This is a genomic window from Pedobacter sp. KACC 23697 (assembly GCF_045348445.1).
GTDB lineage: Bacteria > Bacteroidota > Bacteroidia > Sphingobacteriales > Sphingobacteriaceae > Pedobacter.
Map to the genome: position 1 here is coordinate 3,880,561 of NZ_CP157485.1, position 26,157 is coordinate 3,906,717.

The window sequence follows — 26,157 nt, forward strand, 5'->3', positions numbered from 1 at the left end:
CCATAAATTATTTTGCTATAAAATTTAATAATAAGCCCAGCTGTACAGCCGGGATGTAAAAAAATGAGCAGAACATCACTTTTCTGGCATCGGCCAGTTCTCTGCTTTTTAAAAGTTTAAATGCCAGCCAGCTAAAAATAAGTCCAGCGATTAAAGATAAACCGGCAATGTAATAACCACCAAAACCATAAATGGTTGGCAATAAACTTACCGGAATTAAAATCAGCGTGCTTAAAAAAGTTAACAGTGCCGATGTTTTATCTCTTTTTTTGGTAGGCAGCAACCTGAAACCTGCTTTCTTGTAATCGTCATCCAAAACCCATGCAATTGCCCAGAAGTGAGGAAACTGCCATACAAACTGGATTAAAAACAAAATTACAGCAATGTAATAATCAATTTCATGAAACATCTCGGCTTTTAAACTGCCAAACGCAGCTAAATAGCCAATAAGTGGTGGTAAAGCTCCTGGAATTGCACCTACAAATACAGCAATCGGCGATTTTCTCTTTAATGGCGTATAGGCAAAAGCATAAAGCAAAATTGAAAACACCGATAATAAACCGGTCTCGAGGTTTAAATGTCCCAATAACCATGTACCTAGAAATGCCATAAAAACACCTAAAATCAATCCCTGCCCGGTTGTCATTCTTCCTGCTGGCATCGGACGATCTTTAGTCCTCGACATTAATTTATCCAGATCTTTTTCAATAATCTCATTAAAACAGTTTGCTGCTGCAGTAACCAAAAATCCACCGGCAATCAATATTAACCAGTTACCCCAATCTATGCTAGGGATATGGCCTCTGCCTACCTGCATTTTCTGCCCGATCAAAAAGGAGATCGATGCCGAAAACACTACCGTAAACGATAGCCTGAATTTGATTAGTTTAGAAAAATCTGAAAGATATTGCTTCAATTTTCTTAAATATTATTGTTTATATGTACTTGTCCGGTAAACCAGCAAGTACAGGTAAAACTGTAAACTAAACAACAGCGTTGAGAACAAAATATGCAATGCCTGTGCTGCTGGTGGAAAAGCAATATATGCTAAAGCTAAACCACTTAATAACTGAACTAAAAGCGTGATTAAAATAAACCTGGCTGTTAGTAATGGAGCAGCCTTACCACTAAAACGGTCAATAACCATTTTATAAACTATACCATTCGCAATAATGACCAAAATTGCTAAATCGCGGTGATAAGAAAAAATACTGCCTACCTTTGAAATCCATGTTGCCTTTCCACTATAAGCCAAAGATTTTGCAATTACATCAACAGCTTCCCTTACTTCGGTACCCAAAATAATCTGCGCAATACTAACCACCAGTGTAAAGAACAAAAACCCCTTTAGCCACAATATTTTGTACATGATTACTGAAGGTGCCTTGTTAAGCTGTTTTGCGTAATTGTATGTATAGATAGATATAGTCAGAATAACCAGCGCCAGAAGCATATGTACTGTTACCACCCACTGCGCCAGATTGGTTGACACCACTATAGATCCCAGCCAGGCCTGATAGCCTACCACGAAAATATTGATTATGCTTAGTACAATAATTCGTTTAGCAGTTTTCCGATAGGTAAAAGAATAAATGGCAGTAAGTAATAAAAAGATTCCGGCAGCTACACCGGCCAAACGGTTCAGGTATTCTGTCCAGGTTTTGGCTGGATTGAATTCTTCTGGTATAGTGATGCTTTTATCGTGCCTGATGCTATCGGCAAGGGCAACTTTGCCCATACTCTTCAGATATCTGGCAAATTTTTCATTTTTCTTTAACCTACCAGCCACATACTTCTCTTTATAGTTGGCCGGAAGTTGCGATACATCAGTTGGCGGAATGTAACGGTCGAAACATTTTGGCCAATCCGGACACCCCATGCCAGATCCTGTACTGCGCACAATACCCCCGGCAAGTATAACCAATAGCGTAACTATGATGGTTATCAGATTAATTCTAATGAAACGCTGTTCTGATCTGCTGACCATATATCTGTTAAGATGAAAAGGGTATCCGGATAAGCAGAAACTTAATCAGATACCCCTTTAAATTTTATGTTAAGCTTTAAACTAGCCTTTGTTTTCTATAACAGGATTGGCTAGTTCCCAATCTTGCTGAATTTTTTCTGCTTCTGCATTTCCTTCAAAATCGTGAGGCAAGTTAGAACTCATGGTTTGAGAGAAAGGAACAGTTTGAGGAATAAAGTCTGCATCATGGCCTGGTTTGCTATAGTCATAAGGCCATCTGTAAACTGTTGGGATTTCGCCTGGCCAGTTACCGTGGATGTGCTCAACAGGTGCAGTCCACTCTAATGTATTAGATTCCCATGGGTTTTGAGGAGCTACTTTTCCTTTAAAGATCGAGTAGAAGAAGTTAAACAAGAACGCTACCTGAGCAAGTGCGGCCATAATAGCTGCCCATGTTACAAATACGTTAACGGTTAACCATTTTTTCATAAACTCAAACTCGGTAAATGCATAGTAACGACGTGGTACACCATCTAAACCTAAGAAGTGAAGCGGGAAGAATACCAGGTAGGCTGCAATGAAAGTTAACCAAAAGTGCAAGTATCCCAATTTAGCATTCATCATTCTTCCGAACATTTTAGGGAACCAGTGATACACACCTGCAAGCATACCAAATATTGCTGCAGATCCCATTACCAGGTGGAAGTGGGCAACAACAAAGTAAGTATCGTGTAAGTTAATATCCAAAGAAGCATTTCCTAAGAAGATACCGGTTAAACCACCAGAGATAAAGAATGAAACTAAACCAATAGCAAATAACATCGCTGGAGTGAAACGGATATTACCTCTCCACAACGTAGCCAAATAGTTAAATGTTTTTACTGCAGATGGTACCGCAATAATTAATGTAGTGATCATAAATACACCACCTAACAATGGATTCATACCCGTTACAAACATGTGGTGACCCCAAACAATGAATGATAATACGGTAATACCAATTAGGGAGTATACCATGGCATGGTAACCAAAGATAGGTTTACGTGCATTTACAGAAATAACCTCAGATGAGATACCCAATGCTGGCATGATTACGATATACACCTCAGGGTGACCTAAGAACCAGAATAAGTGTTGCCATAAAATTGGTGAACCACCTTCATTTGGTAAAATATCAGTACCCATTACGATATCTGATAAATAGAAACTTGTTCCGAAACTGCGGTCAAATACCATTAACACTACACCGGCTACAAGAACCGGGAAAGATAAGATACCCAGAATCGCGGTTAAGAAGAAAGCCCAAATGGTTAATGGCATTTTCCAAAGGTCCATACCTTTGGTACGCATATTTAAAATGGTACTTACATAGTTGATACCCCCCATTAAAGATGAGGCAACGAAAAGCACCATACTAATCAACCACAAAGTCATACCTAAACCTGAACCTGGCATAGCCTTAGCTACCACAGATAGTGGAGGATAAACTGTCCAACCACCTGATGCTGGTCCTGTTTGGATAAAGAATGATGACATCATGATCACACAGGCCATAAAGAAAAACCAGTATGAAAGCATGTTTAAGAATGGCGAAGCCATATCTCTTGCACCAACCTGAAGTGGGATTAATAAGTTACTAAAGGTACCACTTAACCCGGCGGTTAATACAAAGAATACCATAATGGTACCGTGAATGGTTACCAAAGCCAAATAAAAATCTGGTTTAATACGACCGCCTTCTGCCCACTTACCTAAGAAAGTTTCCAAGAAAGGGAAATTCTGATCTGGCCATGCCAATTGAATACGGAATAAGATTGATAAGCCCATTGCAATTACCGCCATAATAATACCGGTAATCAAAAATTGCTTGGCAATCATTTTATGATCCATACTAAAGATATACTTTGAAATCAAAGTCTCTTTATGATGCCCATGATCAGCGTGATCGTGATTGTGTTCGTCGTGTAATGCTATTGTTGACATAATTCGTTCGCTCCTGCTTAATATTATTTATTTAAAGCCATTTGGTTAGTTTTCACAGCTGCTGAATCTTTAGCTGCTGAATCTGCTACTGATTTTACAGGTGCAGGTGCCACTGGCAAATTAAATTGTTTTCTTAAATCGTCGTTTAAGTATGTTTTCTGTTCTGCAATCCAGGTTTTGTATTCGGCTTCTGATACTACACGAACAACTTTTTGCATGTTGTAATGCCCTGATCCACAGATTTTAGCACACAAGAAAAGGTAATTAAAGTTAGGATCGTTAGTTTCTTGCTGCATTTCTGCAGTAGTTTTTGTAGGCGTAAACTCAAATATAGTTCTCATACCTGGTACGGTATTTAACTGTACCCTGAAATGCGGCATATAAAAACTGTGAATTACGTCTTTACTGGTCAAAATAAGCTTAACCGGTTTGCCTACAGGAAGTACCATCTCATCTGCCATTTCATCATCACGAGAGTTGACATCTTTAAAATCAATACCCAATGTATTAGTTGCAGTAGTTAACTTGTAATTTTTGTTACCCACTATTCCATCAGCTCCAGGATAACGGATAGACCATTTAAACTGCTCAGAAGTAACTTCTATCTGTAACGGCTTGTTATTTGGATCTTCAACTTTGAAGAAAATAGATCTCCAGGTTAAGAAACCCATTAAAACCAAAACAGTTAAAACTAAAGCAGGAACAATTGTCCAGATTTTTTCGATGGTATTATTGTGTGGGTAGTAGTAAGCCTTTCTTTTGGCAGAGTATTTATAGATGTAAGAAAATCCGAATAACAGGATGTGTGTAACTACAAACACAATCGTGGTAATGATTAATGTTAAATTAAACATCCTATCAATTTTCTTTCCGTGCTCAGATGCTGCATCAGGAAGTAACATTGATCCATGTACGGTGTATTCCCAATATACCCCATATAAACCGATCACTAAAAACAGCGCAAATAAACTTGCGTGTACCCTGTTCCAGTTGATGCCAACAGGTTTACCTTGTGCTTCGCGGCTTAACTCATATACTTTTAATGCTTTACCAATAATGGCAATAAATAAGCATACTGCAAGGAAAACCAGAATATAAAATATTACCGATTTATAAACCTCGCCCATATCAACTTTCGGTGCCGCGGCAGCACCTGCTGCTGCATCTTGCGCAAATACGCTAGTGTTTGCAAAAACAGTAATCAATACTGCTAAAGCTGCGGTCGTTTTATTCGTTATAAACTTTCTTAAACTCATTTTCTTAAAAGTAGTACGCTGTACTGCTAATTATAATAATAATTAAATATTTGCTCTATCTTATCACCACTATAGCTGATGATGCAAACTTTCCTGTAATAATGGGTGATTCTTTGCAATTAAAGGTTTTTTGCTCAATGATGTTAACACCGTAAAGGTAAACAATCCTACGAAACCTAATGCAATACCGATCTCTACAATTCCAAAACCATTATGACCGTCTTCTACTGCACCTGGCATAATCATTTGGTAATAATCTACCCAATGACCTAATAATACCACGATAGAAACAAATAACAATTTTGCATCGGTTCTTTTGTTATCTCTATCCATTAATAATAATACCGGCGCTAAGAAATTCATGGCAAGGTTTAAGAAAAACCAAAATTTATAATATTCAAAGCGTTTGTAGAAATATACAGTCTCCTCGGGCATATTTGCATAGTAGATCAATAAAAATTGAGCAAACCATACATAAGTCCAGAAAATAGAGAAACCAAAAATAAACTGACCTAAGTTATGCAAGTGGCTATTATTAACCCATTGCATATAACCTGCTCTTCTTAATAAGATCAGGATAATGGCGATAGTAGCCAGACTACTTACCCACATTGCAGCGAAGTTATACCAGCCAAACATGGTAGAGAACCAGTGTGCTTCTAAAGACATAATCGTATCAAAAGCAAATACCGGTGTGGTAAAGCCGTAGATTACTAAGAAAATACAAGCGTTTTTAAAGCTTTTTCTATATGAATTTAAACCACCTGCTAAATCTTCATTATAAGAAAACTTAACAAACATGATCGAAAATATACTGTAGATACCTAAGAATACCACCTGGCGGCCTAAGAAAAAAGGTACATTTAAGAATACAGATTTACCTGCAATAATAGAATCGTAATTGGCACTTTTTGGATCTGTTAATCCATCAGCATGCCAGTGGTGATATAAATTATGTGTGTATAAACCAGCTGAAATAACTAAAACAAGTATAACAGCCGCAATAGGCAAAGTTTTTGCCATAGCCTGCGGTACACGTAAAATTGATGCAGACCAACCTGCCTGAGCTACGTATTGAACAGCCAGGAAAAATGTACCAGACATACAAACGCATGCAAAGTAATATGCCATAAGCAACAGGTTAGCAAAAGTACGCTCGTGCATTACTTTATCGCCGGCTAAGAAACCGAACAACACAGCCGCAATACCGATAACGATACCAACAATGCTTAATGTTTTTACTTTACCTGTAAACTCAAACTGTTCACTAAAATTAATATTGTGAGTTCCCATTTATATTTGCTTTACTATTGTCCTTTTTGTAATTGTTGAACATACATCACCACTTTCCAACGATCTGTTGGTGAGATTTGCGAAGCATGTGAGCCCATGTTATTTACACCGTATGTAATAGTGTGGTAGATTTTACCTGCGGTAAGATCAACCATGTTACCACCTCTGGATGATGAACCTGTCTGATAAGCAGGTACACCACTAAATTTCTCAATTTTAACTAAGTGTCCCTGTCCGTCACCTTTTTCTCCATGGCAAGGGCTACAGAAAACGGTAAATAAGTGTTTACCTTGAGCCAAATTAACAGTATCAACCGGTAAAGGGTTTACCATACTCACTCCGGCTGCCTCATATCCTTCTTTTGTATTAGGATACTCATCATATTCGGTAAAACCTACTGGTTTGGTATGTGCAGGAGGTAACTGAGCTGTTTTACCATCCTTAAAATTTTTGTTTGGCTGATCCGGATTGTATGCAATCGGATCATACATGTTTCTGGCATATTCTAAGCCAGTACTGCGTTTATCTTTACAAGCAGAAAAGGTAGCTGCAAAAGCGATAGCTAAAAACGCTGTGTAAACAAATTTATTCTTATTCATAGCTAATGTACTTCCTTTCATTATACTTTATTTCTAAAGCACCTGCATCTTTTAATAATCCATCAATTACAGTATGTTCCACATTGTCTTTTGCATCAACTGCAATAACAAAACGATCATCAGTAGCCCGTAAATCCATTACTCTTGGTGCTCTTCCCGGAAATAAGTGAGTAGATGCATAATAGGTTAATACCATACCGAAAGCACAGAACAATACAGTAAGCTCGAACATTATCGGAATAAAATCCGGTAATGCGAACGATGGTTTACCGCCTATATTTACTCTCCAATCGATTACTGCGCAGAAATAAATCAAAGCGAATGCACAGCAAGTACCAGTAATACCAAAGCAAAATGCTGCGATATCGATTCTAGATCTTTTAATTCCTAATTTGGCTTCTATTCCGTGTATAGGCATCGGTGTATATACATCATAAATGCTGATGTTATTTTCCTGAAGCTTTTCGATGCCGTGCATCATTTCGTCAGGATCGCCAAAGCTGCCTAAAATATATTTGATATCACTCATTGTTATATTTTTGCGTAATCTTCTTGTTTAACACTATCAAATTTTTCTAAAGACTCTATGTACTCCGCTACATATTCTTTATTCTCATGCCCTTCTTTAATCTGTTTCATTTTAGCTTGCTCACTTGCAGTTTTTAATAATAATTTAACCTCTGCGATAGCGATTGAAGGCAATACCCTTAAGAACAACAGGAATAAGGTGAAGAATAATCCAATCGAACCTACGAATACACTGATGTCAACCCAGGTTGGATAGAACATCGCCCAGCTTGATGGAATATAATCGCGGTGTAATGAAGTAACGATAATTACGAAACGCTCGAACCACATACCCACGTTTACCACAATTGATAAAATCCAGGTCGCTTTAATGCTTAAACGGATCTTTTTGAACCATAATAACTGTGGAGAGATTACGTTACAGGTCATCATCATCCAGTACGACCACCAGTATGGACCGGTAGACCTGTTGATAAATGCATACTGCTCATACTCTGAACCTGAATACCAGGCAATAAAGAACTCAGTTAAATAAGCCACACCTACTATCGATCCGGTCAGGATGATGATTTTATTCATCGACTCAATATGGAACATGGTGATGTAATTCTCTAAGCCCAATACTTTACGCGCAACCAATAATAAGGTTAATACCATCGCAAATCCTGAGAAAATCGCCCCTGCCACAAAGTATGGCGGGAAGATCGTTGTGTGCCATCCCGGAATTACCGATGTTGCAAAGTCCATGGATACAATGGTGTGTACAGAAAGTACAAGTGGCGTAGAAATACCAGCTAAAATTAACGAAACGGCTTCGAAACGTTGCCATGTTTTAACACTTCCACTCCATCCAAAAGAAAAGATAGAATAAATTTTTCTGCGTGTACCTACCGCACGGTCGCGGATGGTGGCAATATCTGGTAATAAACCGGTGTACCAGAATAATAATGATACAGAGAAGTAAGTAGAGATCGCAAACATATCCCACACCAACGGTGAGTTAAAGTTTACCCAAAGTGATCCAAACTGATTTGGTAAAGGTAAAACCCAATAAGCTAACCAGGGACGGCCCATGTGAGATACCACATAAGTTGCGGCACAGATAACGGCGAAAATAGTCATCGCTTCTGCCGAACGGTTGATGGAGTTACGCCAGTTCTGACGGAAAAGTAATAGTACTGCTGAAATTAGTGTTCCAGCGTGACCGATACCTACCCACCATACGAAACCGGTGATATCCCAAGCCCAACCAACTGTTTTATTTAATCCCCAAGCACCGATACCATTCCAAAAGGTATAGCTTACCGCTACTACCCAAAGTAATGCACCCAATGCGGCAACGATGAAACCAATCCACCAAGCCTTGTTTGGCTTATTTTCTACCGGCATCAAAATATCATCCGTAATTTTTGCGTACGTGATATTATCGCCGGTAATTAATGGTTCTCTAAGTATTGATTCGTTATGTCCTGACATAATTTGTATTTTCTTTATACTAAAGCTTACGCTTGTACTGTTGTATCTGTATTTCTAATTTTTGTCATGTAGCCGATACCCGGTTTCACATTGATCTCTTCTAATACGTAGTAGATACGCTCAGAACGTAATGCTTTTGAAACTTCTGAATTTGGATCGTTTGCATCACCAAATACAATCGCATTTGCTGAACAAGCTTCCTGACAAGCCATTTTAATATCTCCATCTTTTAATGGACGTTTCTCCAGTTTAGCTTGTAATTTGCCACCTTGTATACGTTGAATACACATCGAGCATTTTTCCATTACCCCTCTTGAACGTGTAGTTACATCAGGGTTTAGCACCAATTGGGTAAACTCGTTATTTAAATAGTTGTCGAAACGTGAATCGTTCCAGTAGTTAAACCAGTTGAAACGACGTACTTTGTACGGACAGTTATTTGCACAGTAACGTGTACCTACGCAACGGTTGTAAGCCATATGGTTTAAACCATCACTTGAGTGTACTGTTGCCAAAACCGGACAAACCGTTTCGCAAGGTGCATGATCACAGTGTTGGCACAACATCGGTTGGTGAACCACTGAAACATGATCTAAGTCTTCTAACTTAGCAATTTCTTTCTCTTTGGTTACATCACCATCCTTGGTTTCGTAGCTGTAATAACGATCAATACGGATCCAGTGCATTTCACGACGACGGCGAACCTCATCACGGCCTACAACAGGAATATTATTTTCTACGTTACAGGCAACAATACAAGAACCACAACCTGTACAGGCATTCAAATCGATTGCCATTACCCAGTTGTTACCTGGTTTTTCGTATTGATCCCACAGATCGTAATTTTTATGCTCACCTTTTTCGTTACCTGCACCGGCATTTTTTAAGTATGCTGCAAAAGTAGCTTCTTTAATTACCGCGCGGCCTTCGAAAGAGTGGTGCGTTTGTGTTTGTGCAAGCTCATAATAACCACCTGTTGGAGTAATGGTTACGTTTGTAGCATATTGCATGGTTCCATTTACAAAAGAAACAAAAGGGAAAGCATTTTTACCCACATCGTTACCTGCTTTACCAGCTTTGGTACGGCCATAACCTAATGCAATAGATGCAGTTCCCTGTGCTTGCCCTGGCTGGATCAACACCGGAAGATCAACTGAATAACCGTTACTTCCTTTAACAGACACTACATCAAACTCTTTAACTTTTAATTTCTCTGCGGTTTTAGGGGCGAGGGCAACAAAGTTATCCCAGGTTACTTTTGATACCGGATCAGGCAACTCTTGTAAAAATGCGTTATTGGCATTTTTACCATCGCGCATAGGTACATTTTCATAAACCTGTAACTCAATCTGATCGCCACCTTTAAAGGCTTTGCTGCTATTTGCAATTGAAGTAGCAACCTGCGCTAAAGATTGTGTGAATGAATAAGCACCAGCAGGTTTAGCGGTTGAAGTAACCACACCTTTTTCCAGAACTTCTTCCCATTTCAAACCAACAGCTGGTAACATTTTAGCTTCCCAGTTGCTCCGAACAAACTGATAGTAGTCTTTAACAGGCGCATCAGCCCAGGTTAATAAACTTTCTTCAGCCTGGCGGCTGTTGAAAACAGGATTGATTGTTGGCTGAACGATAGAGTAATAACCTTCGTAAGCGTTCGCATCACCCCATGATTCTAAATAGTTATGGTTAATGGCAATAGCATCACAAGCAGTAGCGGTTTCATCTGCACGATCAGAGAATGAAATTTTAGCAGGAACTTTAGCTAATGCATCAGTAAATGCTTTTGCATTTGAAGCATCGTAAACCGGGTTACTATTTAAAAATAAAACAGCACCAACTTCACCACGATTCATTTCGGCAACTAAACCGTTAAATTCGGCATCGTTACCCGCATATAAATAACAAGGGTTATCTAAATCAATGGTAGTACCATAACTTCCGATAGCGGCATTAATGGCATTTACCAGAATTTGTGTAGAAACATCATTTGAACCACACACTACAAGGCCTTTACCTTTAGCTTGTACCAATTCTTTAGCAACCAACTTAATTACTTTATCAGCAGTAGCATTGTTCCCCAATGTTCCGCCAGGTAAAGCATTACCGGTAATGGCGTTGTATAAAGCAATTAAAGCAGGTCCTTCTTCCGATAGTTTAACCGGAACACGGGTATCTGCATTGGTACCTGTTAAGCTCATGCCACTTTCAAACTGAATGTGGCGGCTCATTTTTTTATTTTCTAACGATTTATAGTTACGGTTAGCCGTATACTGAGCCGTAAATTCTTCTCCGCTAATCCAGGTACCTAAGAAATCGGCGCTGAAACTTACAATTAAATCGGCCTTGTCAAAATTGTATTTAGGTAAAACGGCTTTACCGAAACTGTTTTGGTTGGCCTGAATAATACCCGTATAAGAAACTGCATCGTATTGAACCAATTTAGCTGCAGGATATTTTGCAATAAATTGCGTAAGAACCGCATTGGTTGATGGGCTATTTACTGTTGAGGATACAATGCGGATTTTCTTACCACCTGCCTGTGCTTTTGCCAACTCGCCTTTAACAAAGCTGTCGATTTTTGCCCAGGTAGTTTCTTCCACTTTTCCGTCTTTTACTAAAGCAGGTGCTTTTAATTTAGATACATCATATAAATCTAAAACCGACGCCTGCGCTCTCGCATCTGTACCGCAGTTAAACTGACCCGCATTTGGATTTGGTTCAATTTTAATTGGCCGCCCCTCTCTGGTTTTAACTAAAATACTCTGGCCATTAAAGCTCGAAGTATAATAGTTAGGAATACCCGGAGTAACCTCTTCAGGTTTTACCAGGTAAGGAATAGATTTATGAACAGGAGCAGTTTGACAGGCTGCTAAAGTTACTGCACCTAAACCAAAACCTAACGCCTTTAAAAAGTCGCGGCGTGGGGTAACGGTACTTAACCCTGCTTCATTTAAAACATCTTCTATTGGAAGTGGCTCGGCGAATTCGTTTTTGTTATTTTTAACAAAATCGGGGGTATTGTTATACTCCTCTAAGCCTTTCCAGTATTTTTTGTTGCTTTCCATTTAAGCTATATTACTGTTTATTCGAACGTTCTTACTAAACTCTATCTATTAATAGTGGCATTTACCACACTCTAAACCACCCAATAACGCTGGTGTAATTTTCTCGCCTTTTTTAATTTTCTCATGCGCCTCGATCACCTTAGCGTAGAAAGCATTATTTTTCTGACCAGAAATATCAGTTTCTTTATGGCAGTTAATACACCATTTCATGGTTAACGGAGAATATTGGTAAATTTCTTCCATGGTATTAACCGGACCGTGACAGGCGAAACATACAGGCTCAGTTGGCTGTAATCCTTTTGCTTTACGGATGGCATCTTCTGCAACAACTACGTGCTGCGAGTGATTGAAATAAGCAAAATCAGGAAGATTATGTACACGTACCCACTCCATCGGTTTAGCTTTACTCTCATCATATTTCTGTGTTTCAGGATCGTAACCTAAAGCATTGTAGATTTTTTTGATCTCAGGAGAAACCTCACCATCATATTTATCTCTTGCCTGTACCGCTTTATGGCAGTTCATACAAACATTTAAGGATGGGATAGATGCATTTTTAGATTTAAACGCACCAGAGTGACAATACTGACAATCGATCTGATTGATACCTGCATGCAGCTCATGAGAGAATTTAATTGGCTGAACTGGTTGATAACCGGTGTGTACACCTGTATTCCACATGCCCATCCAACCGAATGAACCTAAACAGATGATTAAACACAAGATAAAAAACATGACAAATTTCTTGTTTTTGAACATCTTGCGCACACCTACTTTTAATGGCACATCCTCTTCAATCTCAATACCTTGTTTCTGCAGGATCAAACGCTCTAATAATTTAGAAGCACGACCTAAGATCACTAAAATAACGATCGCCAATACAACAATGGCCACAATACCAGCAATCGATAAACCTGATGTAGATTCGTCTTTTGCGGCAACAGCACCACCTGCAGGAGTAGCTGCTTTTGGTTCACCCTCTTTAATGTAAGCTAAGATATCTTTTACTTTAGTTTCGTCTAACTCAGGAAAAGAGGTCATCGGAACTTTTCCGTTTTCGTTAAACAATTTAACAGCCTCAGGGTTACCAGAAGCTACCAGGCCTTGCGAATTTGGAATCCATTTTAAAAGGAACTCTTCCGAGTGACGATCACTTACACCTTTTAAGGCCGGACCAACTAATTTAGCATCTAATGCGTGGCACGAAGAACATTTTGCTTTGAAAAGCGTCCTTCCTTCTTTAGCATCCTGCGCATTTACGGTAGAAACCGCTATTACGGAAATTGCTGAAAATACGAATAACGACTTCCAAACGCTTTTTAAAATCATCGAGATATCTCTCATAATGAACACTTTATACTTATTTAATTTACTTTTAGTTGTGAAATTGATGCTGAACTAGGGGTAGCCCCACCAAAACTTGAACAAAAGTATAACTTATTAATAAATCCCATGACATAATAGTGACTTGAAATACAATTTATAATCATTCTAAACAAATGTCATTTCAAGCCATTCAGCCCATAAAAATGCCCATTTTTGACAGGTTATCTCCAATGGGCATACCACAAACCAATTTGGTTTATTTATTTTTTCTGATTATTGTTTTAATATCCAGGCAAACATTAACGGTGCTACAATTGTAGCATCACTTTCTACGATAAACTTTGGCGTGTGGATATCCAGTTTGCCCCAGGTAATCTTTTCGTTTGGTACGGCACCAGAATATGAACCATAAGAAGTGGTCGAATCAGAAATCTGACAGAAATAGCTCCAGAAAGGAATGTTTTCCATTTCCATGTCCTGATAAAGCATCGGTACTACACAGATCGGGAAATCGCCGGCAATACCCCCACCAATCTGGAAGAAACCAATTCCTTTGCCCCCACTGTTTGCAATATACCAGTCGGCCAACCAGCCCATATACTCAATACCGCTTTTCATGGTAGTTGCCTTCAATTCATTTTTCATGACGTAAGAGGCGAAAATATTCCCCATGGTAGAGTCTTCCCATCCCGGTACCACAATAGGTAAATTCTTTTCTGCCGCAGCCAGCATCCATGAGTTTTTAGGATCTATCTCATAATATTGCTCCAAATCGCCACTTAAAAGCATTTTATACATAAACTCATGTGGGAAATATCTTTCACCAGCATCATTTGCATCTTTCCAGATTTTGTGAATGTGTTTCTGTAAACGGCGGAAAGCTTCTTCCTCCGGAATACAGGTATCGGTAACACGGTTGTAATGGTTTTCTAAAAGATCCCATTCATCCTGCGGACTTAAATCCCGATAGTTTGGTACACGTTTATAATGAGAATGTGCGACCAGATTCATAATATCTTCCTCAAGGTTTGCACCTGTACAAGAAATAATAGCCACTTTGTCCTGGCGGATCATTTCTGCTAGTGAAATTCCCAATTCTGCAGTACTCATTGCACCGGCAAGTGTGATCATCATTTTACCACCTTCATCTAAATGCGTTTCGTAACCTTTAGCCGCATCCATCATTGCAGCAGCATTAAAATGGAGGTAATTACGCTCCATAAACTGAGATATCGGTCCTCTTGTATTGCTCATTTCGTTTTGTATTGTTTGCCGCAAAAGTAGGTATTTAGGCCGAAAGGTGAAAACGTAAAAGTGTTTAGTGTTTGGAGCATAGCGTTTGGCGGGTAACGTTGGTTAATCCAGAGTCCTCAGTCTGTAGTCTAAAGTTGATTAATACATAAAAAATGCTTTACCAGTAATCTTCATTCTGAATTTGTTTCAGGATCTTTCATGCAGACAAGCCATCACATCTTTTTTTGGAAAGCAATTGCTGTAGCCACTATTAAAAGGTAGTCCGGCTTTACGGTACAAGTCCTCGGTTCGTACCTCACCTGCGGGCTTTTCCCTTTAATCCGGTTTAGGTGGCGGCGGGCATTGCATCAAATCCCGGCGATCGTCATCTTCGCAGAGTCGAAGGAATTGTTTGTTAAAAGCCAATAGCATTATACAAATGCAACAATCCCACTCCAGATCGTCATCCTGAACTTGTTTCAGGATCTTTCATGCAGACAAGCCATCACATCTTTTTTTTTGGAAAGCAATTGCTGTAGCCACTATTAAAAGGTAGTCCGGCTTTACGGTACAAGTCCTCGGTTCGTACCTCACCTGCGGGCTTTTCCCTTTAATCCGGTTTAGGTGGCGGCGGGCATTGCATCAAATCCCACTCCAGATCGTCATCCTGAACTTGTTTCAGGATCTTTCATGCAGACAAGCCATCACATCTTTTTTTGGAAAGCAATTGCTGTAGCCACTATTAAAAGGTAGTCCGGCTTTACGGTACAAGTCCTCGGTTCGTACCTCACCTGCGGGCTTTTCCCTTTAATCCGGTTTAGGTGGCGGCGGGCATTGCATCAAATCCCAGCGACCGTCATCTTCGCAGAGTCGAAGGAGTTGTTTGTTAAAAGGCAATGGCATTATACGAATGTAAAAATCCCACTCCAGATCGTCATCCTGAACTTGTTTCAGGATCTATAAAAAGCAGATTGATAATAGAGTGAATTGAATTTCGGATTTGAAACCAATTTAAACAATTAATCAATTAACCAACTTCTTACTAAATTTCCTTTTCTTTGCGGTAATGAAACCATCATGAGCAAAAATACTCACAATACGAGGATATGCTCATGATAGCTTCGCCGCCTATAAAATCAAAAAACCCTGATGAAAAAATATTATCTGGTTATTTTACTTGCGCTTGTTTCTGGAAGTGCTTTCGCACAAATGAAACTGATCAGGAAAATGCTCTCGAACGAAAAAGATACTACACGTAAGGCCAGCTTTTTACCTTTGCCGGCTTTTGGCTATAGCCAGGAAACTGGATTTGAATTTGGCGTTGGTGCGATTTATTCCTTTTATGTAGACCGTAAAGATACACTGAACCGCAGCTCCAATTTCGCGTTGAACACCACCTACTCTACCAAAAAGACAGCTAATTTTATGCTAAAAGGCGATATGTGGACTAAAGGAAACAAATACCACTTTATTGGCGATATCCGTTTCAAAAACCAGCCCTTTAATTTTTATGGTATCGGCAACTACACTACAAAATCAGATGAAGATAAGCTAGATCAAAGGGTTTTTAAAACACTTTTCGATGCCGAAATGAATACTTTACCAAAGGCTTATACGGGTGTTTCATTCGGTTTTGAGAATTATCGTTTTATAGACAAGCAACCGGGAGGCGTTTATTCCACTAACCCAAAAATTTTAGATAGAGACGGTGGTTCTGTAGCCTGGATCGGTGCATCGCAAAGTTATGATACCCGCAATAGCAACAACTACCCCACTAAAGGTTTTTTCGGGAGGGCAACTTACCAATATGCGCCTAATTTTTTTGGCGGAGAAAGCTTCAGCGGTTCACAGGTTAAGCTCGATCTACGTGGTTTCTTTAGTATAGCACCGAAAATAGTTTTAGGTGTACAGGGCATTTACTACACCATACAGAGTAAAAGCACGCCATTTTATTTATTGCAGCAACTAGGAAATGACCAAATGATGCGGGGTTATTACAGTGGCCGCTACCGGGATGAGAACTTAATGGCAGCACAGGCTGAAATACGCTACCGTTTTATGAACCGTTTTGGTATTGTAGCTTTTGCAGGCACTGGTAAAGTATTCACCAATGGTCAGTTCAATACCGATGGACTAAAGCCTAATTATGGTCTTGGTGGCCGTTACTTTTTCGATCCGGCAAAAGGTTTGAGTGTACGCCTTGATTATGGTATTGGCGAAAAATTATCAAATGAAAAACGCCAGGCAGGATTTTATATCAGTTTAGCAGAAGCGTTTTAGGGGATGGATGATTGAAATACCTTCCAGTCTTGTCATTCTGAACGTAGTGAAGAATCTTTATAACAAGATAGCATCAGTTCCGATTACGGAGATACTATTCTCCACATTAAAAACAATCCGGTCGATCTTTTTTTCGATCAATGCTTTTTTAGCATTAACCTGAACATCTTTCAGGGTATTTGGGATTACCTGGAGTTGGATATTGATGATGGTGTCGCCTGTTATTGTAACTAACCGGCCTACGTTTTTAAAATTGATTGCGGAAAAAACAGTCGAATATTTCCCTGCCTGTAATTTGAATTGGTAAGTGCCTAAACTATCGGTTTGGGTATAAAATATGCTATTCTGAAGTCCAGAAATTTTAACCGTAACAAATGGTAAAGCTTTAAACCCCTCATCGGTTACCTTGCCCGAAAGATTAAACTGTGCTTTGCAATTGATGATAATAAAAAAGAGCGCGAGAAAGCCTAATGCTTTTATCATTCAAACTATTTATTACCCTGCCAAACCTCAGCTTTTCCATTAATATCAAATTCACCATAAGAGCCGAGCATTGTTATTCCGGTTACTTTATTACGAAGGGTAAGATTTTTAGCTGTTATTTTTTCTGTATTTCTATTATAGCTAGCTTCATCTGCTGAGATGCTAAAATTCTTATAATCCAATTTTGCTTTGCCATAAAGCGTTACAATTGATTTATCCTTACTCATTTTAACAGAATCCTGGGCACTGTAACTTACAATCGTATTCACTTTATTATCTGCCTTTGTTAAAGAGTCTCTCATTCCCTGCAACATCTTTTGGTCAGGACCAAGCCCTTTAAAAACTTTAATAGCCCCATTGCCATTTTCGGCATTATAGTTTCCATTTCTCAAATTAAAAACAATAATTTTAGCAGTTGCAGATCCACCTTCTTTAGCTTTTAATACTGCATTTTTGGCGATCATTTTACCATTAAGTTGATCCAATTCTACATATTCGGCCTCTAGTCTACAGTTCACAATATCGATAACTGCATTTTCCATGTAAGAAACTTTATGCTGCACATCACCGGTTATTTTAGAAAACGAGATGATTTTAGGCGTAACCGGTTTGGCAACTTCAGTGGGTTGATTTTTTACCGCAGCAACTTTCTGTTTCCCATCATTAAAATAAAACCGGCTGTAAAGTGCTTCATTTTTGATCAGGTATTTTTTAGGTTCAGAATAAAGTACGATCATTTTATCAGTCGCATAAGTATTTTTTGTCACCAATTTTTCGCCGATAAATTTAACCAATACCTGGTCGCCTACTTTAAAGTTATCATCCTTTATATTTTGAGCCTTAAGATTTAAGTTGATGGTAAAAAGCCCATCATTCAGAACGATCTTTTCAATCTTACCATTAATATCTGTCTCTATCGTTTTAATTTTAGATGAGGCAGAACGCGCTTTATTGGCTTCATACAAAAAAGCATGTTTTTCTATCTTTTGCTCATAAATTAAGCTTCCGGTTAAAGTAGTAACTTTTGTTGCGTTATAGATCAACTCCTTGGTTTCTGCGATAACTTTTCCGTTTTTATCTGTTTTTTTGATATTAAAGCCTTTACCTGATATATAAACGATCAGTTCATCGCCAACTTTAATCTTTTCTTTAAAAGTGGTGGCTTCAATCGGATAAATCTTTCCATTCGATAATAAATCGAATGTATAAAGACCTATAGTTTCTTTTTTAATGTTAAGGACTTTCCCCTTCAAGGCTCTTTCGTAAAAATCTTTCGAAGGTTTGCCTTCATCTTTTATATTTTGTGCATACACTACCTGAACGGCAAATAGCCATACCAATCCCACAACAACTGGGATGGCCAATAAGTAAGTTAATTTTTTCATGTTTTTAGATTTTGAGTGGAACAACATTTTAATGCGGTCTTTAATGGGGCTTTTCACAAAATTGTGGATCAAGGGGATATCACTTTTAGTTATAGCCAGTTTTAATAAAAGATTGGCATATGCCTGATTTCCATAACCTGTTGAAGTGATTTCATCTGCTTCATATTCATGCACCTGTTCTAAAGCTTTATCGTATAAGTAAACTATGGGGTTAAACCATAAAACAGATTTTAAAACCATTAAAATAATTTTATCTATCGAATGGTATTGCCTGGCGTGTACCTGTTCATGTTTAAGCAGAACAAATAAATCCGTTGCACTTAAATCCGCATCGTTTATAAAAACATAGTTAAAAAAGGAGCAGTTGGTAAAACCTTCTGTTTTGGTAATCAGCTTTAGACCACTACTATTTTGGGTATAACTTCCTGTATGTTTAAGCAAAACGAATAAGCGCCATAGGCAAAGGAGCAATAAAAGCAAAGCGATGCCACTATAAGCATAAGCCATTATGCCCACCCAATTAATTTTAGATGTCACCTCTGGCTGATATTCGACCATGATAGGCTGAATAAGTTGCACAGGGGCAGGTTGAATTGGTTTTAAATCAGGCATATCTACAAGCTCAGTTTCTAACATGGGCATTTTACGTTTGACCTCAAACTGCAAAGCCGGAATAATAAAACTCAAGAATAAAGAAGCCAGCAAATAAAAACGATTGATTTTGAAGAAGGTGAGCTTTCTTAAAACCACCAGGTAAAAACCAAAAAATAATGCCGTACAGGCAGTAACTTTAAGCAGATAGGTTAACCATTCCATAGTCCTGTTTTATTTAACATCCACGTTTAGAAAAAGCTACAAATCCGTCCAAAATCAAATTACTGATTCTCTGGATATTTTTTTCCTGATTGATATAGTGTAATGTTTTACCATCCGAAATATTTCCAAGTTCTATTAAAACAGCAGGTATTTTAGATTCGCGTAACAATAACAGATTCGCATTTTTTAGTGAATCTCTTACTTCCATCCCTTTAAGCTGTTTCAGCTTGCTTAAAATACCAGCGCCTAGATCTTCAGCAGTTTTAATATTGCTGTTCAGTTTCGAAACATAAACTTCAACGCCACCGAAAGGCACAGCCGCATTTGCAAGTGTTGCATTATGATGGATGGAAATAAATGCCGTAGCCTCCTGTTTCGGTAAACGATCTCTTAGTGATAAAAACTGATCGGTACTCCTGGTTAATATCACTTTTATCCCTCTTTTTTCGGCTTCTTCCTTAAGTATTTTTACAGCTCTTAGGTTTAAGTCTTTTTCTTTTTGTCCATCCAGTGCAGAAACGGCTCCATCTTTTCCGCCGTGGCCGGCATCAATAACCAATGTAGGCTCTACTTCATTAAAAGCAGCATTTGGATTAACCTTAATATTGCTGTTTAAGTAGTTCATAGCATAAACATTCGGCTTTATCGGTGCATCTGCAGACGCCTGATTCCCCGTCAATTTTTTCTCTAAAATAATTTCTTTGCGGTTTGTAAATGCCATACAGCAAATCATTAAAACCGGAATAATGGCTACATAGGCAAGCTTTTGCAACTTTGCATTTGGTTCTTTGTACATCATCATGATTCTATTTTTTAGTGGAAGTTTACTAAAACTATTAATGAGTATTTTTTTTTCAGGCATAGCCAGGTTTAAAAGTAAAAAAGCATAAACCTTCTTGTCTGCAACTTTTGAAGTCTCGCGATCTGCCAGAAATTCGTGGTTATGACCAATGGCATTTCGCCAGAAATAGATAATGGGGTTAAACCAAAGGATTGCCGCAACCAAATTGACTAAAAGTTTGTCTACAGCATGTAATTGCTCCACATGGACAGATTCGTGTTTAATGACCAGATTCTTTTCTTCATACTGTAAAGAGGAGTCGATAATAATCTGGTTTAAAAAAGAACAGTTTTTTATGGTAGATTTCTCATCAACCAGGATAACAGCTCCACTCCTATCAATAGCGTGTCTACGCAGTTGGATCTGAATACGTACCATCACAAACAGCATTCTAAAAACAAGAACGGCTAAAATTGAGCAATAACCGTACATAAGCAGTTGATCCCAGTTTAGGCTATTATTGGCGGCGCTACTTTCATCAACAAAATCCTGCTCAACAACACCATCGTTGCTATAGGCAATTTTGAACGGAATCTCTTGACTGGCTACCGTTACTTCGTGACGGTTTTCGATGGTAACTGCCGGAATAACAAAACTCAACACCAACATCAATAATAAATAAATGCGGTTCAGGTTAAAAAACGTGAGCCTGACCAGCAATAACTGGTAAGCGGCAAAGAACATTAGTGTACAGGCCGAAACCTTTAATAAGTAAATTAAAATCATGGCTTTGTATCCTGGTTAATGATCTTTTTAATTTCTTCTATATCCTTTTCACTTAGTTTTTCCTCTTTTACCATAAACGATAACAGGCTGGTTGGAGAATTATCAAAATACCCTGAAAACAATTTGGAGAAGGTAGTTTTGGCATATTCATCCTTTGTAATGGCCGGAAAGTACTCGTAGGTTTTCCCATAAGCCTTATAATCAACATAGCCTTTCTTTTCTAAAAGCCTGACAATTGATGAGATGGTATTATAAGGCGGTTTAGGTTCTTCTTCAAGTTCATCGATAATATCTTTCACAAATGCCTTTTGCAGTTTCCACAAAACCTGCATAATGCGCTCTTCGGCTTTGGTTAATTCTTCCATACCCAAATCTATAACTTACTTTTCAGTTTTACAACTACAAAACAAGTTATATTACTGAAAAATCAGTTTACAATCATAAAACACTGATTACCAGACAGAATAAATTAACAAACTTATTTTAATTTGAAAACGAAAGGCTTGTGGTTCTTGGCTCTTGTAGCCCCGCCATTCGCTTTATCCCGATTGAAAATCGGGATGCCCGCTGCTGTCAGGTTTATGACCAAACGGCTTACTCCTGGCATGTGCCCAAAAGCATTTAACCTTTGTAACTAAACCCGATCGAAGGGGTTCCGGTTTTTCACCGGAAAGAACGGAGAGCGGGACTGAAGCCTGCCAAAAGAACCGGACTGTTTATTTCCAAAAAACAGCTATAACTGTCTGGAATAAATCTTTTCACGGCACCTCCTCCTGTTAAAAGGTATGTTTTAAAGATCCTTCACTGCGTTCAGGATGAAAAAAATGTGGGATGACAGATCTCTCCACTTCGCAATGCTCCGGTCGAGACGATTCGTTATTTGCTCAGCCCTGCCAAGGCATTGATGGTTAGTGCTACAATAACCGTATTGAAGATAAAAGCGATTAAACTATGTAAAAGAGAAAGACGTCTGATCTCTCTATTCGAAATTTCAACATCCGATACCTGGAAAGTCATGCCCAACACAAAAGAAAAGTAGGCAAAATCGACAAAATCAGGTTCATCATTACCTGGAAACTCCAATCCCGAACCACCCTTTTCCGATGCTTTTTTCTTCTTGTCACCATAATACAAATGAGCATACCGCATGGTAAAAGTAGTATGCACCAGAAACCACGATAAAAACATGCCCATTATGGCAATCACCAGATCAAGTGGCTCAATATCTTTATTAATAAGCAGTAAAACTACCGCCAGCAAACCGGCAAAGGTAGAAACTACTACAATGGCAAAAATTTCGCCACGGGTTTCATCCTGCATTTTGGCTTTCAAATGCGTTTCGGCAGCAGAGGTATGAAAAAACATGTACCAATGCAGAATATTGAGCACAAGGCAAAAAATATCCCACCCCAGCATAATATGCGTAAGGGCATCCATTTTATAAAGGAACGATAGCAGGTAGGCTGCGAGGCCAGAGAAAAGGCTGAGCAGCAAAACAAAGAGTGCCGATCGTTTCTGGATACCTGCTAATTTCGGTTCCTGCATGTCTTTAAAACTTAAGTTTAAAATGTTCTTTGGCCTGTCCCTTTTTAAAATAAACCAAACCGATCCAAAACAAATCGATAGTTATGGTAACATCAGGGTGATTTTTAATTTCGCTCCAGGCTTCTTTCATCCCCTCACTCCAGTAAATATCGTCAAAAATGAGTAACGAATTTTCGTTTACTTTTGGCAGGCACCATTTAAAATAATTCAAGGTAGCATCTTTACGGTGATTTCCGTCAATGTAAACAAAATCGAGGCTCGGCTGCTGCGCTATAATATCGGGCAAAATTAAATCAAAATTGCCCACATGAAGTTCGATATTCTCTAAATTCAGTTCCTGGAAGTTTTTTCTGGCTACCTCTGCCGTTTGCGGACAGCCTTCTATCGTAACCACTTTTGCTTGGGCATCTGCTTTTGCTAAATAAGCTGTTGTAACACCTAAACAAGTACCCAATTCGATCGCACTTTTAGCTTTGGCGTTTTTGGCCAGCCGATAAATAAGCTTGGCTAATCTTGGGCTCTTTAATGCATTTTTGGCAATCTGACTTACCTTCTTTGTTCGGTTTTTATTAAGGTGTGAGCCCGCACCAAGGTCGGTAACAGTGATTATGGAATCGTCATTAAAAAGTTTTTTTCGCTGCTCCTCTATATTTTTGTATTCAGATTTGTCGTTAAAATCGTAAATTACCTCATCGGCGAGCTTGTATACAAATGGCGAATGCGTTCCATGCCTGCTCTTAGCTGTTAAACGGTGTTTAAGGTAATCTATAATAAATTGAAATAACATAATATTGCAAAAGTAATTAAACGCCGCAAACGTATGTATGTTTTATGGAAAATATCGCAGAGATAAGTGCTTTAGTTAAATTGTTGGACGATCCGGATGAGGAAGTGTACCAACATGTGGAGAAAAAACTGCTTGAATATGGTGGTGAAGTTATCCATTATTTAGAAAATGCCTGGGAACAATCATTCGATGGACTGCTGCAGGAACGTATTGAAAACATTGTCCATCAGATCCAGTTCAAAACAGTTAAAGAAGATTTAAATCTTTGGTATTTAAGCGGCGCTTTTGATTTATTGCAGGGCGCCCTGATTATAAACCGTTATCAATATCCTGATTTAGACGAGCAAAAGGTAATTAACCAAATTGAAGAAATCAAAAGAGATATCTGGCTGGGCCTGCAGTACGAAATGAGTTCAGTTGAGAAAGTAAAACTGATTAACCATGTTTTATACCAGCAATATGGCTTTGGCGGCAACACCAAGAACCACCACGACCCACAAAACTCTTACTTAAATCAGGTTTTAGAAAGTAAAAAAGGTAACCAGATTTCTTTGGCTATTATTTACTCTACCCTGGCCCAAAAGTTAGATCTGCCTGTTTATGGCATTAATTTGCCGCAGCATTTTATTTTAGGTTATATTGATGATAGTAAGCAGGAAGGTTCCGAATATGGTGTGCTATTTTACATCAATGCTTTTAACCGGGGCAACATTTTTGGCAAACATGATGTAGACCAGTTTCTACGTCAGCTTAACCTGGAGGCTTTACCTGAATATTATAAACCCTGCAGCAATACCGATATTATCCGTCGCGTAATCAGAAACCTGATTTCTGCTTACGAAAATGCCGGCGCAACAGAAAAAGTAGCTGAATTGAACGAACTCCAAAATATTTTAGCAGAAAAGTAGTCCTAAATAGCCTAGCCCCGTGTATAAAAAGATCAGTAATCTACCTGGAATTTGCCTGATAGCCTTAATGCTTTCCGCTGGCAGCCTAAAAGCACAAAAAATAGTTAAACCAAACGTTATTGCTTACTATACCGGACAGGGAGAATCAGTTATCGATAGTTTTCCGATTGAAAAGATCAGTCACCTGATTTACAGTTTCGGGCATTTAAAGGGCGATAGTTTAAACATCACGGCAGCTAAAGATTCGGCTTTAATTTCTAAAATGGTCGGGATGAAAAAACGTAATCCCAATTTAAAGGTGATGATTGCTATGGGTGGGTGGGGTGCCTGTGCTTCTTGTTCGGAGGTATTTAGCAGAGATGAAGGACGAAAAACATTCGTTAAAACCACCAAAGCACTATTAGATTTCTTTAAGGCCGATGGTATAGATATCGATTGGGAATATCCGGCAGTTTCGGGTTATCCCGGGCATCGGTATACAACAGATGACAAACACAACTTTACTTTATTGATTAAAGAACTGAGAAATAAACTCGGTAAAAAAGCAGAAATTAGTTTTGCAGCAGGAGGCACAAAAAACTGTATTGACTCTTGCTTTGAATGGGATCAGGTAATGCCGTTAGTAAACCGGGTAAATGTAATGAGTTACGATCTGGTAAGTGGGTATGCAACCCAAAGTGGCCACCATTCTCCATTGTACTCTACACCACAACAAACTTTATCTGCAGATTATGCGGTAAAAACATTAACCGGTTTAGGTGTACCCGCACAAAAAATTGCTTTAGGAGCCGCATTTTATGCCCGTATTTTTGAAAATACCAGCGATGCGAACCACGGCTTATATCAGCCAACAAAATTTTTAAATGGTATTGGTTATAAGGATTTCAATAAACAGTTTTCGACTGAAAATGGCTATACTTATTACTGGGATGAGACAGCCAAAGCGCCCTACTATTATAATCCACAAACGCGGTATTTCGTCACCTTTGATGATCCTAAATCAGTTTCTTTAAAAACCAAATATGTAATGGATCAAAACTTAAATGGCATTATGTTTTGGGAATTGGCTAATGATACCTATAGTAATGGCCTGCTGGATGTAATTGATAAAACGATAAAAGGTTATAAATAACTCCCGAAGGTTACTACCCAGTAATTTTGCGCCATACCGGCACCTGCTTCTTTACTCTTAGCATCCATCATGGCTTTGCAATGGCTTACACTGGCTTTCCACGCGTTAATGACCTGGTTTACTTCGCTATACCCCCTGGCTAAATTTTCTGCCCTGAAATCGCCTTTATAGCCTGCGCTTATTGCACGTTCGGCAGGCGTACCCCCATCTGGAGATAAATGATCAAAATAATTTTGCTCAGCCATATCTTTTGCATGCATGATAGCCGCAGTTTGTAACTGATTATTCAGGTTTAAAACAGGCACGGGAGCCATATATTCAACGCCACAATTACATCCGTGCTGTCTTATCTGGTTAATTTTGTTAACCAGGAGTACAAGATTATTTTCCGGTACGGCTATTTCATCCTTTTTGCACTGCACCGATAAAATACAGATTAAGGTAACACCAAACACAATGAGGTATTTGTTCATATATTATACTCCAATGGAGGCAACTGTAAGGCTGCCTCCAAAATGAATTGTTATTT

The 26,157-nt window shown here is 38.7% G+C and carries 21 protein-coding genes; 3 read left to right on the plus strand and 18 right to left on the minus strand.

The annotated features are described in order from the left end of the window. Positions 1 to 7 precede the first annotated feature (7 nt). From cyoE to ABEG20_RS15575, 11 genes are all read right to left on the minus strand, one after another. On the minus strand, positions 8 to 916 hold the full coding sequence (cyoE, locus tag ABEG20_RS15525) for a heme o synthase (protein ID WP_406824199.1): 909 nt from the start codon (positions 914 to 916) through the stop codon (positions 8 to 10). Between the two features lie 12 nt (positions 917 to 928). Then, the gene (locus tag ABEG20_RS15530; protein ID WP_406824200.1) at positions 929 to 1,987 is read right to left on the minus strand and encodes a COX15/CtaA family protein; all 1,059 of its coding nucleotides are present in this window, start codon (positions 1,985 to 1,987) and stop codon (positions 929 to 931) included. A gap of 81 nt (positions 1,988 to 2,068) precedes the next feature. Continuing rightward, on the minus strand, positions 2,069 to 3,949 hold the full coding sequence (locus ABEG20_RS15535) for a cbb3-type cytochrome c oxidase subunit I (protein ID WP_406824201.1): 1,881 nt from the start codon (positions 3,947 to 3,949) through the stop codon (positions 2,069 to 2,071). Between the two features lie 23 nt (positions 3,950 to 3,972). Further along, entirely contained in the window at positions 3,973 to 5,205 is a 1,233-nt protein-coding gene (locus ABEG20_RS15540; protein WP_406824202.1) for a cytochrome c oxidase subunit II, read from the minus strand. 69 nt (positions 5,206 to 5,274) lie between these two features. Next, complete coding sequence (locus ABEG20_RS15545) at positions 5,275 to 6,498, minus strand: quinol:cytochrome C oxidoreductase (protein WP_406824203.1); 1,224 nt, start codon at positions 6,496 to 6,498, stop codon at positions 5,275 to 5,277. A gap of 14 nt (positions 6,499 to 6,512) precedes the next feature. Then, positions 6,513 to 7,118 carry a cytochrome c gene (locus ABEG20_RS15550; RefSeq protein ID WP_090498417.1) on the minus strand — a complete coding sequence of 202 codons (606 nt, stop codon included), beginning with the start codon at positions 7,116 to 7,118 and terminating at the stop codon, positions 6,513 to 6,515. Then, the gene (locus tag ABEG20_RS15555) at positions 7,090 to 7,626 is read right to left on the minus strand and encodes a DUF3341 domain-containing protein (RefSeq protein ID WP_090498415.1); all 537 of its coding nucleotides are present in this window, start codon (positions 7,624 to 7,626) and stop codon (positions 7,090 to 7,092) included. The genes ABEG20_RS15550 and ABEG20_RS15555 overlap by 29 nt, the downstream gene beginning before the upstream one ends. 2 nt (positions 7,627 to 7,628) lie before the next feature. Continuing rightward, positions 7,629 to 9,101 (minus strand): NrfD/PsrC family molybdoenzyme membrane anchor subunit, encoded by a 1,473-nt coding sequence (gene nrfD, locus ABEG20_RS15560; protein ID WP_406824204.1) that lies wholly within the window; start codon positions 9,099 to 9,101, stop codon positions 7,629 to 7,631. 26 nt (positions 9,102 to 9,127) lie between these two features. Further along, positions 9,128 to 12,166, minus strand: a complete 3,039-nt coding sequence (locus tag ABEG20_RS15565) for a TAT-variant-translocated molybdopterin oxidoreductase (RefSeq protein WP_406824205.1) — start codon at positions 12,164 to 12,166, stop codon at positions 9,128 to 9,130. Between the two features lie 48 nt (positions 12,167 to 12,214). Next, positions 12,215 to 13,510 carry a c-type cytochrome gene (locus tag ABEG20_RS15570; protein ID WP_378935219.1) on the minus strand — a complete coding sequence of 432 codons (1,296 nt, stop codon included), beginning with the start codon at positions 13,508 to 13,510 and terminating at the stop codon, positions 12,215 to 12,217. A 255-nt stretch (positions 13,511 to 13,765) separates the two neighbouring features. Next, positions 13,766 to 14,746: a deoxyhypusine synthase family protein gene (locus ABEG20_RS15575; RefSeq protein ID WP_406824206.1), complete on the minus strand. Its 981-nt coding sequence runs from the start codon at positions 14,744 to 14,746 to the stop codon at positions 13,766 to 13,768. Positions 14,747 to 15,874: 1,128 nt separating this feature from the next. Here ABEG20_RS15575 and ABEG20_RS15580 point away from each other — a divergent pair. Continuing rightward, positions 15,875 to 17,005 carry a polymerase gene (locus ABEG20_RS15580; protein WP_406824207.1) on the plus strand — a complete coding sequence of 377 codons (1,131 nt, stop codon included), beginning with the start codon at positions 15,875 to 15,877 and terminating at the stop codon, positions 17,003 to 17,005. 57 nt (positions 17,006 to 17,062) lie between these two features. Here the strand turns inward: ABEG20_RS15580 and ABEG20_RS15585 are convergent, their stop codons facing one another. The 6 genes from ABEG20_RS15585 to ABEG20_RS15610 form a co-directional block, all read right to left on the minus strand. Beyond that, positions 17,063 to 17,488, minus strand: a complete 426-nt coding sequence (locus ABEG20_RS15585; RefSeq protein WP_406824208.1) for a carboxypeptidase-like regulatory domain-containing protein — start codon at positions 17,486 to 17,488, stop codon at positions 17,063 to 17,065. 5 nt (positions 17,489 to 17,493) lie between these two features. Continuing rightward, positions 17,494 to 19,689, minus strand: a complete 2,196-nt coding sequence (locus ABEG20_RS15590; RefSeq protein ID WP_406824209.1) for a M56 family metallopeptidase — start codon at positions 19,687 to 19,689, stop codon at positions 17,494 to 17,496. Between the two features lie 13 nt (positions 19,690 to 19,702). Next, positions 19,703 to 21,256, minus strand: coding sequence for an N-acetylmuramoyl-L-alanine amidase (locus ABEG20_RS15595; protein WP_406824210.1), 1,554 nt, complete (start codon positions 21,254 to 21,256; stop codon positions 19,703 to 19,705). Further along, positions 21,253 to 21,621 carry a BlaI/MecI/CopY family transcriptional regulator gene (locus ABEG20_RS15600; protein ID WP_265850994.1) on the minus strand — a complete coding sequence of 123 codons (369 nt, stop codon included), beginning with the start codon at positions 21,619 to 21,621 and terminating at the stop codon, positions 21,253 to 21,255. The genes ABEG20_RS15595 and ABEG20_RS15600 overlap by 4 nt, the downstream gene beginning before the upstream one ends. A 511-nt stretch (positions 21,622 to 22,132) precedes the next feature. Next, positions 22,133 to 22,801 carry a DUF1345 domain-containing protein gene (locus ABEG20_RS15605; RefSeq protein WP_406824211.1) on the minus strand — a complete coding sequence of 223 codons (669 nt, stop codon included), beginning with the start codon at positions 22,799 to 22,801 and terminating at the stop codon, positions 22,133 to 22,135. Between the two features lie 4 nt (positions 22,802 to 22,805). Next, on the minus strand, positions 22,806 to 23,588 hold the full coding sequence (locus ABEG20_RS15610) for an O-methyltransferase (protein WP_406824212.1): 783 nt from the start codon (positions 23,586 to 23,588) through the stop codon (positions 22,806 to 22,808). 44 nt (positions 23,589 to 23,632) lie between these two features. On the opposite strand from ABEG20_RS15610, the gene ABEG20_RS15615 reads away from it, so the two are divergent. Beyond that, complete coding sequence (locus ABEG20_RS15615; protein ID WP_406824213.1) at positions 23,633 to 24,496, plus strand: transglutaminase-like domain-containing protein; 864 nt, start codon at positions 23,633 to 23,635, stop codon at positions 24,494 to 24,496. Between the two features lie 19 nt (positions 24,497 to 24,515). Beyond that, positions 24,516 to 25,628, plus strand: coding sequence for a glycoside hydrolase family 18 protein (locus ABEG20_RS15620; protein ID WP_406824214.1), 1,113 nt, complete (start codon positions 24,516 to 24,518; stop codon positions 25,626 to 25,628). Here ABEG20_RS15620 and ABEG20_RS15625 read toward each other — a convergent pair. Next, positions 25,619 to 26,101 (minus strand): CAP domain-containing protein, encoded by a 483-nt coding sequence (locus ABEG20_RS15625; RefSeq protein WP_406824215.1) that lies wholly within the window; start codon positions 26,099 to 26,101, stop codon positions 25,619 to 25,621. The two genes, ABEG20_RS15620 and ABEG20_RS15625, sit on opposite strands and share 10 nt — an antisense overlap. Positions 26,102 to 26,157 lie beyond the last annotated feature (56 nt).

What these genes read in the sequence shown, in the direction of transcription:
- ABEG20_RS15585 (WP_406824208.1), bottom strand. Translation starts at nt 17,488, where the DNA reads ATGATAAAAGCATTAGGCTTTCTCGCGCTCTTTTTTATTATCATCAAT.
- ABEG20_RS15615 (WP_406824213.1), top strand. Translation starts at nt 23,633, where the DNA reads ATGGAAAATATCGCAGAGATAAGTGCTTTAGTTAAATTGTTGGACGAT.
- ABEG20_RS15605 (WP_406824211.1), bottom strand. Translation starts at nt 22,801, where the DNA reads ATGCAGGAACCGAAATTAGCAGGTATCCAGAAACGATCGGCACTCTTT.
- ABEG20_RS15535 (WP_406824201.1), bottom strand. Translation starts at nt 3,949, where the DNA reads ATGTCAACAATAGCATTACACGACGAACACAATCACGATCACGCTGAT.
- ABEG20_RS15550 (WP_090498417.1), bottom strand. Translation starts at nt 7,118, where the DNA reads ATGAAAGGAAGTACATTAGCTATGAATAAGAATAAATTTGTTTACACA.
- ABEG20_RS15580 (WP_406824207.1), top strand. Translation starts at nt 15,875, where the DNA reads ATGAAAAAATATTATCTGGTTATTTTACTTGCGCTTGTTTCTGGAAGT.
- ABEG20_RS15590 (WP_406824209.1), bottom strand. Translation starts at nt 19,689, where the DNA reads ATGGAATGGTTAACCTATCTGCTTAAAGTTACTGCCTGTACGGCATTA.
- ABEG20_RS15575 (WP_406824206.1), bottom strand. Translation starts at nt 14,746, where the DNA reads ATGAGCAATACAAGAGGACCGATATCTCAGTTTATGGAGCGTAATTAC.
- ABEG20_RS15600 (WP_265850994.1), bottom strand. Translation starts at nt 21,621, where the DNA reads ATGGAAGAATTAACCAAAGCCGAAGAGCGCATTATGCAGGTTTTGTGG.
- ABEG20_RS15530 (WP_406824200.1), bottom strand. Translation starts at nt 1,987, where the DNA reads ATGGTCAGCAGATCAGAACAGCGTTTCATTAGAATTAATCTGATAACC.
- ABEG20_RS15555 (WP_090498415.1), bottom strand. Translation starts at nt 7,626, where the DNA reads ATGAGTGATATCAAATATATTTTAGGCAGCTTTGGCGATCCTGACGAA.
- ABEG20_RS15610 (WP_406824212.1), bottom strand. Translation starts at nt 23,588, where the DNA reads ATGTTATTTCAATTTATTATAGATTACCTTAAACACCGTTTAACAGCT.
- ABEG20_RS15545 (WP_406824203.1), bottom strand. Translation starts at nt 6,498, where the DNA reads ATGGGAACTCACAATATTAATTTTAGTGAACAGTTTGAGTTTACAGGT.
- ABEG20_RS15595 (WP_406824210.1), bottom strand. Translation starts at nt 21,256, where the DNA reads ATGATTTTAATTTACTTATTAAAGGTTTCGGCCTGTACACTAATGTTC.
- ABEG20_RS15625 (WP_406824215.1), bottom strand. Translation starts at nt 26,101, where the DNA reads ATGAACAAATACCTCATTGTGTTTGGTGTTACCTTAATCTGTATTTTA.
- ABEG20_RS15540 (WP_406824202.1), bottom strand. Translation starts at nt 5,205, where the DNA reads ATGAGTTTAAGAAAGTTTATAACGAATAAAACGACCGCAGCTTTAGCA.
- nrfD (WP_406824204.1), bottom strand. Translation starts at nt 9,101, where the DNA reads ATGTCAGGACATAACGAATCAATACTTAGAGAACCATTAATTACCGGC.
- ABEG20_RS15565 (WP_406824205.1), bottom strand. Translation starts at nt 12,166, where the DNA reads ATGGAAAGCAACAAAAAATACTGGAAAGGCTTAGAGGAGTATAACAAT.
- ABEG20_RS15570 (WP_378935219.1), bottom strand. Translation starts at nt 13,510, where the DNA reads ATGAGAGATATCTCGATGATTTTAAAAAGCGTTTGGAAGTCGTTATTC.